The following is a 13,220-nucleotide window of genomic DNA, read 5'->3' on the forward strand; positions in this document are numbered from 1 at the left end:
ACGGCGCACGTCGTCGAGCGTCGCCTTCGGCACGGTGCCGACCAGCAAGCCGTCGTACGGGTTACGCACGTCGATCACGGCGTCGCGCCACACGCGCTGCCCGTCGATGCGCAACGCTTCGTGCCGCACGCCGGATGCGGGAACCGGCTTCAGGACCGTACTCATGTCGTCTCCGTCTTGGTGTTGCGTGATCGTGGCCACGCAATCGGGTGTCGCGGCGCGCACTAGCGCATCACGACCAGCCCTTCGTATTCAAGGCAGCGGCACAGCGTTGCCCATGCCGGCGAGTCGGGCCACGCTCGCGCGCCGGTGTCGATGCGGATCGGCCGCCCGAATTCGCGCGATGCACACGCCAGCAGCGTGTGCGCAATACCGCTGCGCCGGTAGGCGGGTTCGACGAACAGCCGCGTGAGCGACGGCGATCGTGCGGCATCGCCGTCGTCGTCGATGCCGAGTTCGCCGATCGCCTCGTCGTTGCGATACGCGATTGCCGTCGCACGTGCATCGTCGAACACGATGCGGATCACGCGCGCGCAGCGATCCCTGAACACGACGACGTGCATGGCGCCCCTCCTTCGCATCACGATGCAGGCGCACGCGATGCGCGCACGCCTCCCTGCGCCCGCGTACCGGGGAGTTATCCGGATCGTCCAGGGGCGACGAGTTGAGTATCGTCTTGCCACGTCGGCACGCAGTAGTGCCAGTCGACACCTTTCATTGAGTCCACATCCGCGGCGCGACGCGCGTATTCTCGCGACACCGCGCCTCGCGCGGGCCTGCGCCCCCACCGCGCGCACCGCCTCGCGTTTCCCGTTCCGATCACAGGAGGAAGCATGCCGAGTCGTACCCCGACCGCCTTATGGGCCCAGCAGTTCCGGCGGTCGTCGGCGTCGAGCCTGCAGGACCAGATCCGGCGCATGCTGGTGGCCGCGATCCTCGACGGCCAGCTCGCGCCCGATGCCGCCCTGCCGTCGAGCCGCGAGCTCGCCGATCAGCTCGGCGTCGCGCGCAACACCGTCGTGCTCGCGTACCAGATGCTCGTCGAAGAGGGCTACCTGATCTCGCGCGAACGCAGCGGGCACTTCGTGAACCCGAAGATGCTCGAAGGCGTGCCGGGCTTCGCAACCGCCAAGCCGGGCGAGAAGCCGGACGGCAACGACACGCCGGGCCGCCCCGCGTGGGAGAAGCGCATCGCGCATCCGCCGTCGAGGCAGCGCAACATCGTGAAACCCGCGAACTGGCAGCACTACGAATTCCCGTTCATCTACGGGCAGTTCGACCAGTCGCTGTTCCCGACCAACGACTGGCGCGAATGCTGCCTGAAGGCGCTGTCGGTGATGGAAATCCGCAACTGGGCGCCCGACCTGATCGAGCGCGACGACGAATCGCTGATCCAGCAGATCCGCACGCGTGTGCTGCCGCGACGCGGCGTGTTCGCGATGCCCGACGAGATCGTCGTCACGAACGGCTGCCAGCAGGCGCTGTACCTGATCGCGGACCTGCTGTGCGGCAAGCACACGACGGTCGGCTTCGAGAACCCCGGCTATCCCGACGCGCGCAACATCTTCGAGAACCGCAACGCGCGGCTGCTGCCGCTGCCCGTCGACGGCCACGGGATCGCGCCCGATGCGCTCGGCGACACGCTGTCGCGCTGCGACTACGTGTACGTGACGCCGAGCCATCAGTGCCCGACCACCGCGACGATGCCGGTCGAGCGCCGCCGTGCGCTGCTCGATTGCGCACAGCAGCACGACTTCGTGATCATCGAGGACGACTACGAGAGCGAGAACACGTTCTCCGGCACACCGCATCCGGCGCTGAAGAGTCTCGACACGGCCGACCGCGTGATCTATGTCGGCAGCCTGTCCAAGACGTTCGCGCCGGGCCTGCGGCTCGGCTACGTGGTCGGGCCGCGCGAGCTGATCCGCGAGTTGCGCGCGCTGCGGCGGCTGATGGTGCGCCACCCGGTCGCGTATATCCAGCGCGCATTCGCGACCTTTCTCGCGCTCGGCCATCACGACGCGCTGCTGCGCCGGCTCGCGCATGCGTACAGCGAGCGCTCGCAGGCGCTGATGGCGGCGCTCGATGCGCATTTACCGGAAGCGCGCTACGTGCCCGTGACGGGCGGCGCGTCGTGCTGGGTCGAGGGGCCGGCGTGGCTCGATGCGGCGCGGCTCGCGGCAGATGCGCAGGAGGCCGGGATTCTGATCGAACCGGGCGGCGTGTTCTTCACGAACGACGACAGCAATGCACGCCGCTGCTTCCGGATGGGCTTCTCCGCGATTCCGCTCGAGCGGATCGAGCCCGGCGTGCGGGCGCTGGCGGAATGCATGCGCTCGCAAAAGCCGGGCGCCTGACCGGACGCGGACAGGTGTCGCGCAGCGGATCGCGCGACCTCCCGCTTTCATCGACCACAATCACGCATCCGGCAACGATCTCGACTTCCGTTGCGCCGGAAGCATGACATCGGTGCCGCACGCGTCGCTCTCGTGTGACGCGTGCGGATGCCCGTTGTAACGATCGATCGCACTGCCCTGAAGGGCACGCTGCGGGCCTCCGTTCAAGTACCGGTCGCCTTCACGCACGCAACACGCATCGACTCGATCGGCACGTTGTTGCCCGCTTTGTCGCAGGGCACTGCGTTCGCCACTCGCGCTGCGAATCCGCTTCACCCGCCGATACCACGCCACTGCCCGCCATCGTTTCCATTCGTTTAGTAAATCTAATAAAAACATTACAAATCCGTTATTCGGATTGACAGCGAATTCATACGAATCCTAGTGTTACGACGCAACAAGACGGCAACAAACCACAGCGATTCCGCGATTCGATCGTCGGGATCGTCAAGGCAAAAAATGCATCTCCAACTGGAGGGGGCGATCATGAATCGATTCACGACGCTTGCGGCGTTGCTCGCCGCGGCGTGCGCGTTGAGCGGGTGCGGTGGCGGTGACGGCAGCGACGGAACAGCGGCGTCGATACTGGCCGCGCATCCGGCGGAATCCTCGGCCGATGCGGCCGACACGACGAATCTCGACGACAACCGCGGCCTGTCGCTGACGCAGTATGTCGACCCGCTGATCGGCACGCTCGCGAGCAATTCGCCGAACCCGGTGCCGGCGGGACAGGCCGGCAGCGTCGTGCCGGCCGCCGGGCTGCCGTCGGGCATGGTGCAATGGGCGCCCGACACCAACACCACGCCGGCGCCGAACGACAGCAAGGAGCCGAACTCGCCCGCCGGCTACTACTACGACATTCATTCGATCCAGGGTTTCAGCGTCACGCACATGCCGGGCGCCGGCTGCAGCGGCAACAACGGCGAATTCCCGGTCATGCCGACCACCGACGCGACGCAGCTCGTTCCGACCTTCAGTCATGCGAATGAAACGGCACGCCCCGGCTACTATTCGGTCCTGCTCGATTCGCAGATCAAGGTGGAACTGACCGCCACCCTGCGCACCGGCTTCGGCCGGTTCACCTACCCGGCCGGCAAACCCGCGCTGCTGGTGCTCGACGCGACGCGCACCAATACCAAGACCTCGACCACCGGCGCGATCACGCAGGTTTCCGGCAGCGCGATCTCCGGCAGCACGATCGGTGGCGGCTTCTGCGGCAACTCGGTGCCAGTACCCGTCTACTTCTATGCCGCGTTCGACCAGGCCTTCACGTCGGCGTCGATTTCGCACGGCGTGGCGCAACTCGGCTTCCGCCCCGGCCAGGCGGTCGGGATGAAGATCGGCATTTCGTACGTCAGCGTCGCCAATGCCAAGGCCAACCTCGACGCGGAAAATCGCGGCTGGGACTTCGAGGGCGTGCGCACGCAGGCGGACCGCACCTGGAACGACCGCCTCAACGCGATCCGCGTGGCGGGCGGCACGCTCGACGCGAAGAAGAAGTTCTACACGGCGCTCTATCACGCGCTGTGGGCGCCCAGTACCTTCAGCGACGTGAACGGCCAGTACATCGGCTTCGACAACACCGTGCACCAGCTCGCCAAAGGCCAGAAGGCGCAGTATTCGTCGTTCTCGGGCTGGGACATCTACCGTTCGCTGATCCAGCTCAAGGCGATCCTCAACCCGTCCGAGACCAGCGACATGATCCAGTCGCTCGTCAACGACGCCGATCAGTGCGGCGCGATTCCGCACTGGGTCAACGACAACGTCGAGGACGGCGTGATGCCGGGCGATGCCGGCTCGCTGATCGTCGCGAGCGCCCATGCATTCGGCGCACGGCGCTTCGATACCCGGTCCGCGCTGCAGCACATGGTGAAAATGGCGAACATCCCAGGCACCGCCTGCAACAACGTGACCACCAACGGCGGCCGCGCGAGCTACCTGCAGGGCGGCTACATCACCGGCGGCGAGTGGGGACAGGCTTCGTCGACGCTCGAATACACGAGCAGCGACTTCGCGATCTCGCGCTTTGCCGGCGCACTCGGCGATACCGCCACGCAGCGCATGCTGCTGAGCCGCTCGGCCTACTGGCAGAACCTGCTCAATACCGCGCTGACGCCGCCGCTGATCGCGGCGCGGCAATCGAACGGCGCGTGGATACCCGAAACGCCGAGCAGCGGCGACAACTACGTGGAGGGCAACGCCGAACAGTACACGTGGATGGTGCCGTACAACGCGGCCGGCCTGTTCGCGCAACTGGGCGGCAATACAGCCGTGACGTCGCGGCTCGACCAGTTCTTCACGGTGCTCAATGCCGGCCTGAGCCTGCCGAACTTCTACATGGGCAACGAGCCGACCTTCGAGGTGCCGTGGCTCTACAACTGGGCCGCGCAACCGTCGGGCACGCAGCGCGTGGTGCAGCAGATCATGGGCAGCGCGTTCGGCACCGGCCCCGACGGCCTGCCGGGCAACGACGACCTCGGCGCCGTGTCGGGCTGGTACGTGTGGGGCGCGCTGGGCCTGTACCCGCAGATTCCCGGCGTGGCGGGCCTCGCGATCGGCAGCCCGCAGTTCCCGCAGATCGACGTGCGGCTCGGCAACGGCCACACCTGGCGGATCCGCGCCGCAGGCGCGCCGGCCTCGAGCTATGTGCAGTCGCTGTCGATCAACGGCCGCGCCCACCCTGCCGCATGGGTCGCGTACGACGACATCGCCAACGGCGCGACGCTGCACTTCGCGATGGGCAGCGCACCGTCGCAATGGGGCGCGCAGACGCAGCCGCCGTCGTTCGGCGTGCCGGTGGCGGTCAACGCGGCCGACAGCTACAACAACCGCGGCTTCAGCGTGGATGGCGCGACCAATACCGACGGCCAGGGCGCGGACTTCGACGGCAGCCTGTTCAGCTACTCGATCAATGCGCTGGGCGCGGCGGGCGTGCAGCCGGGCAAGCCGTTCGCGGTGGCCGGCGCCAGCGTGACGGTGGCGGGCGGGCCGCTCTCGCTCGACAACACCGTGACCGTCGGCCAGACCGTGATGCTGCCGCCGGGATCGGCCGGCACCGGCGTCGTGGTGCTCGGTTCGGCCAACAACGGCCCGAGCAGCGGCACCGCGCAGCTGAACTTCGCGGACGGGTCGAGTCAGGCCGTCACGCTGGCCTTCGACGACTGGACGCTGAACGGCGGCAGTGCGAGCCCAAGCTCGACGGTGGCCGTCACGATGGCCTACCGCAATGCCGGCAACGGCCAGCAGGACAACGTCAAGACCTACATCTTCGCGCAGAAGATTCCCGTGCCGCCCGGCAAGGCAGTGACGAGCATCGTGCTGCCGCGGCAGGTCAGCGCCGGCAAGATGCACGTGTTCGGCATCGGCATGACGGCTTCCTGATGACCGCATGACCCACGGGGGCACATCGCACGCGACGATGTGCCCCCGGCTCCTCCTCTTACCCGCATCGCGCGACGTGAAAACGTGCTCGGTCGAAGCCGGTTCACTCCCGACGCCAATCGAATCCCCCTTCCGCCACTGTCCGCGTACACCACGCTCTCCGACCTGATTCGCCGTCACGTCATGCGAGACGGCACGCATTCAGATCAAGCCGCGCGTCCCGCCACATCGGCAATGCCATGAACAGGCGAACGTGGCCGGCGTCCGCCGCTGGCCCAACCGAAACCCCCGAACTGGCGCTACCGCCAAAAACGAGCGCTCACTAACGTGTCGATACCGCGTGCCGCATGCGCGCCAGCGCCTTGCACACCGCCCACCATTCGACAGGAGACACGTTATGTCCGACACGCTCACCGCCCCCGCCACGGCCGCCACGCTCGCGGCGTTTTCCGACGCCTTCAACCGGCACGACGCCAATGCACTGATGGGCTTCATGACCGAGGACTGCGTGTTCGACGCGGCCGGCGGCCCCGACATCCACGGTACGCGCTTCGTCGGCCGCGACGCCGTGCGCGCCGCGTTCGAGGCCGTGTTCAAGACCTTCCCCGACGCGCACTGGGGTCACGGCCGCCACTACGTCGCCAGCGAGCGCGGCGTATCCGAGTGGGTGTTCACGGGCACGCACGCCGAAGGCTGGCGCATCGAGGCCGAAGGCTGCGACCTGTTCGAATTCCGCGACGGGCTGATCGCCGTCAAGCGCGCATTCCGCAAGGAACGGCCGAAGCAGCCGGCCTGAACGCGCCCCTCGCGCGCAAGCCGGGATACCCAGCCTCGCGCGCATTTTGAAACGAATCATTTCATTTCATTCCACATTCCCCGGCAGCAGGTGGAATGACTTGACCGGCTTTTCCCGGCAAATAGCATCTGGAACAAGACGTTCCATTAATTGAACAATCGGAGACAACCCATGAGCGAACAATCCACTTCCCTGCGTGCATCGACCAGCGGCCCGCAGGACATGACGCCGTCCGAAGCCTTCGTCGAGACCCTCGCGGCCAACGGCGTGACCGACATGTTCGGCATCATGGGCTCCGCGTTCATGGATGCAATGGACATCTTCGCGCCGGCCGGCATCCGCCTGATCCCGGTCGTGCACGAACAGGGCGCGGGCCACATGGCCGACGGCTATGCCCGCGTGTCGGGCCGTCACGGCGTCGTGATCGGCCAGAACGGCCCCGGCATCAGCAACTGCGTGACGGCCATCGCGGCCGCTTACTGGGCGCACAGCCCGGTCGTGATCGTCACGCCCGAAGCCGGCACGATGGGCATCGGCCTCGGCGGCTTCCAGGAAGCGAACCAGTTGCCGATGTTCCAGGAATTCACGAAGTACCAGGGCCACGTCACGCACCCGGCGCGGATGGCCGAATTCACCGCGCGCTGCTTCGACCGCGCGCAGGCCGAGATGGGCCCGACGCAGCTGAACATCCCGCGCGACTACTTCTACGGCAAGGTCAAGGTCGAGATCCCGCAACCGCGCCGGCTCGATCGCGGCGCCGGCGGCGAGCAGAGCCTCGACGATGCGGCCGAACTGATCGCGCAGGCGAAGTTCCCGGTGATCATCTCGGGCGGCGGCGTCGTGATGGCCGACGCGATCGAGGAATGCAAGGCGCTCGCCGAACGGCTCGGCGCGCCGGTCGTCAACAGCTACCTGCACAACGATTCGTTCCCGGCGAACCACCCGCTGTGGTGCGGCCCGCTCGGCTACCAGGGCTCGAAGGCCGCGATGAAGCTGCTGTCTCGCGCGGACGTCGTGATCGCGCTCGGCTCGCGCCTCGGGCCGTTCGGCACGCTGCCGCAGCACGGGATGGACTACTGGCCGAAGGACGCGAAGATCATCCAGATCGACGCCGACCACAAGATGCTCGGCCTCGTGAAGAAGATCTCGGTCGGCATCTGCGGCGACGCGAAGGCGGCAGCCGTCGCACTCACGCAGCGCCTCGAAGGCCGCACGCTCGCGAGCGACGGCTCGCGCGGCGAGCGCGCCGACCAGATCGCCACCGAAAAGGCCGCGTGGGAAAAGGAGCTCGACGACTGGACGCACGAGCGCGACGCGTACAGCCTCGACATGATCGACGAGCAGAAGAACGAAAAGACCTTCAACGGCGGCCGCTACCTGCATCCGCGCCAGGTGCTGCGCGAACTTGAAAAAGCGATGCCCGAGGACGTGATGGTGTCGACCGACATCGGCAACATCAACTCGGTCGCGAACAGCTACCTGCGCTTCAACAAGCCGCGCAGCTTCTTCGCGGCGATGAGCTGGGGCAACTGCGGCTACGCGTTCCCGACGATCATCGGCGCGAAGGTCGCCGCCCCGCACCGCCCGGCCGTGTCGTATGCGGGCGACGGCGCGTGGGGCATGAGCCTGATGGAGACGATGACCTGCGTGCGCCACAACATCCCGGTCACGGCCGTCGTGTTCCACAACCGTCAATGGGGCGCGGAGAAGAAGAACCAGGTCGACTTCTACAACCGCCGCTTCGTCGCCGGTGAACTCGACAACCAGAGCTTCGCGGCGATCGCGCGGGCGATGGGTGCCGAAGGCATCACGGTCGACCGTCTCGAGGATGTCGGCCCCGCGCTCAAGCGCGCGATCGACATGCAGATGAACGAAGGCAAGACGACGATCATCGAGATCATGTGCACGCGCGAGCTTGGCGATCCGTTCCGCCGCGATGCGCTGTCGAAGCCGGTGCGCATGCTCGACAAGTACAAGGACTACGTGTGATGCCGCGTCGCTGACGCAAGCGCTTCCGGCCGTGCCCTTCCCGCACGGCCGGCACCCGGCCGGACGCCGTGCCCCGTGCGGGCCGCCGCATCCGGCCTTTTTTACTTCGAATTCCCGATGAAAGCCCTCGACCGCATTCTCGAATCCGCGCGCCGCCAGCCGATGCGCATCGCGCTGTGCGAAGCCGACGATCCGCGCGTGCTGCAAGCCGCCGCACGCGCGACGCGCGACGGCATCGCCCGCATCGTGCTCGTCGGCGACCGTGCGGCCATCCACGCGGCGGCCGCGCGCGACGCGATCGACCTCGACGGCATGACGCTCGTCGATCCGGCTACCGCGCCGCAACGCGATGCATATGCCGACGCGCTGCATGCGCTGCGCGCCAAAAAAGGCATGACCGCCGACGCGGCACGCGACGCAGTGCGCGCCCCGTTGACCTGGGCAAACCTGATGGTGCGCCTCGGCGACGCGGACGGTTCGGTCGCCGGCGCCGTGCATGCGACCGCCGACGTCGTGCGCGCCGCAATCCAGCTGATCGGCGTCGACCCGGCCTTCCGGATCGTGTCGAGCTTCTTCCTGATGATGCTGTGCGAGCCGTTCCACACGATCAAGGGCGGGCTGATCTTCTCCGACTGCGCGCTCGTCGTCGATCCGGACGCCAACCAGCTCGCCGAGATCGCGATGGCCGCCGCCGACAGCGCGCACGCGCTGCTCGGCGAGCCACCGCGCGTCGCGATGCTGTCGTTCTCGACGAGCGGCAGCGCGCATCATGCGGCCGTCGACAAGGTGACGACCGCGACGGCGCGCGTGCGCGAACTGCGCCCCGCCCTCGCGATCGACGGCGACGTGCAGCTCGACGCGGCGATCGTCGCCGAGATCGCCGAGCGCAAGATCGCGCATTCGCAGGTAGGCGGCCACGCGAACGTGCTCGTGTTCCCGAGCCTCGAAGCCGGCAACATCGGCTACAAGCTCGCCGAGCGGATCGGCCGCGCGAAGGCCGTCGGCCCGCTGCTGCAGGGGTTGCGCCGGCCCGCGAACGACCTGTCGCGCGGCTGCGGCGCCGACGACGTGTATCACGTGATCGCGGCAACCACCGTGCAGGCGCAGGCGGCCGCGCAACGCGCCGCGACCGGCGAGGCCGCGCACGCATGACGGCCGACAAACTGGCGATCCTGATCGCGGTGATCGGCGCCGGCAGCTATTTCCAGACCGTCACGGGCTTCGGCCTCGGGATGATCGTGATGGGCGTGACGAGCGGGTTCGGGCTCGCGCCGCTCGCCACCGTCGCCACGCTGATGAGTGTCGTGTCGCTCGCGAATGGTGCGACCGCGCTGCCGGGCCGGCTGCATCACATCGACTGGCGCGCGGTCGGCGCGGCGACACTCGGCATCCTGCCGTCAGTCGTCGCCGGCGTGCTGCTGCTCGAATGCCTGAGCCGCTCGGCGGCCGACCTGCTGCAACTGATCCTCGGCGCGGTCGTGCTGTACGGCGGCCTGAGCGCGGCGCTGCGCCCGACGCCGCTGGCCGAACGCTCGGACAACCGCAGCTTCTTCGTCAGCGGCCTGTTCGGCGGCTTGCTGAGCGGGATGTTCGGCGTGTCGGGGCCGCCGCTGATCTTCCAGTTCTACCGGCAGCCCCTGACGCTCGTGCAGATCCGCTGCGCGCTGATCGTGCTGTTCACGACGACCTCGGCCACACGCGTGCTGTACAGCGCATGCGAAGGCCAGCTCGATCGCGACATCTGGCTGCTGGCCGCATTCGCGACGCCGGTCGTGATGCTGATGACGGTCGCCGGCCGTCACTACCCGCCGCCGCTGTCGCCCGTCGCGCTGCGGCGGCTCGCGTTCGGTGTGCTGATGGCGATCGGCGTCGGGCTGATCGCGACGTCGCTGCCTGCGCTGTTGCATCGCAGCTGATCTTCATTCGATTTCACCGCCGCGCGCCGATCCAGCCCGCGATTTCGACGAGCCGTTTCATGTCCGGCGCCGACGCGAGGTCGATCGCGAGCCGGTGCCGGTAGTACGGGCCGAGATCGAGCCCGACGCCGAGCCCGAGGACTTCGACGCGGCCGGCCGCTTCCTGGCGTGCGACCACCTGTTTCAGATGGTTGTCGAGATAGAACGGATCGTTCGCGAGCGCCGTCGCGCCGTCCATCGGGCTGCCGTCCGAGATCACGACGAGGATCCTTCTCGCCTCCGGCCGCGCCGCGAGCCGCGCGCACGCCCATTCGACCGCTTCGCCGTCGATGCCTTCGCGGAACAGGTCGGCCTTGAACAGCGCGGCGATGCCGGTGCGCGCATGCCGCCAGCGCGTGTCGGCGTCCTTGAACACCAGGTGGCCGGTTTCGTTGAGCCTGCCCGGATGGCGCGGCTTGCCGCGTGCGAGCCAGTCCTGCCGCGCGCGGCCGCCGTTCCACGCGAGCGTCGTGAAGCCGAGCACTTCGGTCGAGAGACCCGCGGCGTCGCCCGCGCGCGCCAGCGTGTCGACCATCAGCGCGACGCCGTCGATCCACGCCTTCATCGAACCCGAGCAGTCGATCAGGAACGTGAGCGCGCAATCGGCATGCGGGCGCACGCGTTCGAGCCGGAACAGCCGCCGTTCGGCCGGCGAGCTGACGAGCTGCGCGAGCCGGCGGCCATCGAGGCGGCCCTGCTCCTCGCCGAACGACCAGCCGTCGGCCTGCGGCACGACAAGCACCGCGCGCAGCACGCGAGCGAGCCGCGTGACGTTGATCCGCTGCGCGGCGACCTGCGCATCGAGCCGCTCGCGGTACTCGCTCAGCAATGCCGGACGGATCTGCGTGGCCGGCCGCCACTCGCGGTCATAGCGCGTCGTGTATGTGCGGTAGACCGCGCCGCCGCCGTGCAGCACGACGCTGTCGCCCGTTTCCACGAGCGCCGGCAGGTCGATGCCCGTATCGTCGAAATCGACCCACAGCGAGAAGTTCGTCAGCGCATCGTCCTGCTCGCGTGCGTCCTCCGTCTCCGTGTCGACGACGGCCGCGCGCGCGGCGCGGATCATCGACGCAATGCGCCGCGCCAGCGCCAGCGCATGTTTCGAGAATTCGCGCTGATCGTGCCGGCACCGCTTGAGCCCCGCGAGCGGCACACCGATCTCGGGCACGATCGCCGCGCGCGACGCTTCGATCAGGTCTTCCGTTTCCTCGAGTACGGGCCAGCCCGTCAGCCGTGACCACGCGATCTGCGCGACCGTGTAAACGAGGATCCCGACATGCGTATCGGCCTGCCCCGACTGATGAAACGTGCGTGACCAGGTTTCGAAACGATGGCGCAGGTTCTGCACGATGCCGCGCATCGCAGGCGGTGCGAGCGATTCGCAGCGCAGTTGCTCGAGCATTTCGAACAACACGCGCTCGACCGGATCGTCGCCCGACAGCGCGCGATGCAGGTCGGCATCGGAATGCAGGATGCGCAGCGCCGCACCGTCGGCCGCGCCGCGCCACGACGCGAGATCGTCCTCGGCGGCCTGCGCGCGCACGTGCGGCGCATGGATCGGCAGCGGCCGCAGGTCGCGGCACACACGGCCCGCGCGGTAATGCAGCGCCGCGTCGCTCGTCAGCGCACGCACGGTCGACGCGCCCAGCGCCTCGCGCGCCGACGCACGGCGCGCGGCGTCGCGATCGGCGCTCACCGCGCGGCTCCCGGCTCGCCGCCGCCGGCGCGCGACGCAACCGCCAGTTCCTCGCCGAAACAGCGCTGGTAATACTCGGCGACGACCGGCCGCTCGGCGTCGTCGCACTTGTTCAGGAACGTGAGCCGGAACGCGAGCGCCGGATCGCGGAAGATCTGGCAGTTCTCGGCCCAGTTGATCACCGTGCGCGGCGACATCAGCGTGGACAAATCGCCGGTCGCGAAGCCGTTGCGCGTCAGCTCGGCGAGGCTCACCATCGATTCGAGCAGTGGGCGGCCGGCTTCGTCCGCGAGTTCCGGCACGCGCGCACGGACGATGCCGATCTCCTCGTCGCGCGGCAGGTAGTCGAGCGTCGCGACCACGTTCCAGCGGTCCATCTGAGCATGGTTGAGCATCTGCGTGCCGTGATAAAGCCCGTTCAGGTTGCCGAGCCCGACCGTGTTCGCAGTCGCGAACAGCCGGAACGACGGATGCGGATGGATCACGCGGTTCTGGTCGAGCAGCGTGAACTTGCCGTCGCGCTCCAGGATCCGCTGGATCACGAACATCACGTCGGGCCGCCCCGCGTCGTATTCGTCGAAGATCAGCGCGACGGGCCGCTGCAGCGCCCACGGCACGATTCCTTCCTGGAATTCGGTCACCTGCACGTCGTCGCGCACGACGATCGCATCCTTGCCGACGAGGTCGAGCCGGCTGATGTGGCCGTCGAGGTTCACGCGCACGCACGGCCAGTTCAGCCGCGCGGCAACCTGCTCGACATGCGTGGACTTGCCCGTGCCGTGCATCCCCTGCACGAGCACGCGGCGGTTGCGCGCGAAGCCCGCGAGAATCGCGAGCGTCACGTCCGGGTTGAAGCGGTACGCGTCGTCGACATCGGGCACGTGATCGTCGCGCGCGCTGAACGCAGGCACCATCAGGTCCGAATCGACACCGAACCGTTCGCGGACCGACACCATGCAGTCCGGCTTGTTCGTCACCCCATCCATTGCACTGCGCTCCTGTCTGAT

9 protein-coding genes and 1 pseudogene are annotated in these 13,220 nt (G+C 68.0%); 6 read left to right on the forward strand and 4 right to left on the reverse strand.

Annotated features, from left to right (window positions below):
- Together U5809_RS33535 and U5809_RS33540 are read right to left on the reverse strand one after the other, a co-directional pair.
- Nucleotides 1-165: pseudogene (locus U5809_RS33535) on the reverse strand (phosphonoacetaldehyde dehydrogenase); the annotation flags it as partial.
- A gap of 59 nt (nucleotides 166-224) precedes the next feature.
- Nucleotides 225-563 (reverse strand): GNAT family N-acetyltransferase, encoded by a 339-nt coding sequence (locus tag U5809_RS33540; protein WP_322089696.1) that lies wholly within the window; start codon nucleotides 561-563, stop codon nucleotides 225-227.
- A 270-nt stretch (nucleotides 564-833) separates the two neighbouring features.
- On the opposite strand from U5809_RS33540, the gene U5809_RS33545 reads away from it, so the two are divergent.
- The 6 genes from U5809_RS33545 (at nucleotide 834) to U5809_RS33570 (ending at nucleotide 10,478) form a co-directional block, all read left to right on the forward strand.
- Nucleotides 834-2,357: a PLP-dependent aminotransferase family protein gene (locus U5809_RS33545; RefSeq protein WP_282510622.1), complete on the forward strand. Its 1,524-nt coding sequence runs from the start codon at nucleotides 834-836 to the stop codon at nucleotides 2,355-2,357.
- A gap of 525 nt (nucleotides 2,358-2,882) precedes the next feature.
- Nucleotides 2,883-5,777, forward strand: coding sequence for a GH92 family glycosyl hydrolase (locus U5809_RS33550; RefSeq protein ID WP_322089697.1), 2,895 nt, complete (start codon nucleotides 2,883-2,885; stop codon nucleotides 5,775-5,777).
- Between the two features lie 397 nt (nucleotides 5,778-6,174).
- Nucleotides 6,175-6,573, forward strand: coding sequence for a nuclear transport factor 2 family protein (locus U5809_RS33555; RefSeq protein ID WP_165581979.1), 399 nt, complete (start codon nucleotides 6,175-6,177; stop codon nucleotides 6,571-6,573).
- 171 nt (nucleotides 6,574-6,744) lie between these two features.
- Nucleotides 6,745-8,562, forward strand: coding sequence for a sulfoacetaldehyde acetyltransferase (gene xsc / locus U5809_RS33560; RefSeq protein WP_322089698.1), 1,818 nt, complete (start codon nucleotides 6,745-6,747; stop codon nucleotides 8,560-8,562).
- Between the two features lie 117 nt (nucleotides 8,563-8,679).
- Nucleotides 8,680-9,714, forward strand: coding sequence for a phosphate acetyltransferase (pta, locus tag U5809_RS33565; protein WP_322089699.1), 1,035 nt, complete (start codon nucleotides 8,680-8,682; stop codon nucleotides 9,712-9,714).
- On the forward strand, nucleotides 9,711-10,478 hold the full coding sequence (locus U5809_RS33570; RefSeq protein ID WP_322089700.1) for a sulfite exporter TauE/SafE family protein: 768 nt from the start codon (nucleotides 9,711-9,713) through the stop codon (nucleotides 10,476-10,478). The genes pta and U5809_RS33570 overlap by 4 nt, the downstream gene beginning before the upstream one ends.
- A gap of 13 nt (nucleotides 10,479-10,491) precedes the next feature.
- Here the strand turns inward: U5809_RS33570 and U5809_RS33575 are convergent, their stop codons facing one another.
- Complete coding sequence (locus U5809_RS33575; protein ID WP_322089701.1) at nucleotides 10,492-12,213, reverse strand: cobaltochelatase CobT-related protein; 1,722 nt, start codon at nucleotides 12,211-12,213, stop codon at nucleotides 10,492-10,494.
- Complete coding sequence (locus U5809_RS33580; RefSeq protein WP_322089702.1) at nucleotides 12,210-13,199, reverse strand: AAA family ATPase; 990 nt, start codon at nucleotides 13,197-13,199, stop codon at nucleotides 12,210-12,212. Before U5809_RS33580 ends, U5809_RS33575 begins: the two co-directional genes overlap by 4 nt.
- Between the last annotated feature and the right edge of the window lie 21 nt (nucleotides 13,200-13,220).

The sequence above is a fragment of the Burkholderia sp. BCC1999 genome, from assembly GCF_905339975.1.
In the GTDB taxonomy this organism is placed as follows: domain Bacteria; phylum Pseudomonadota; class Gammaproteobacteria; order Burkholderiales; family Burkholderiaceae; genus Burkholderia.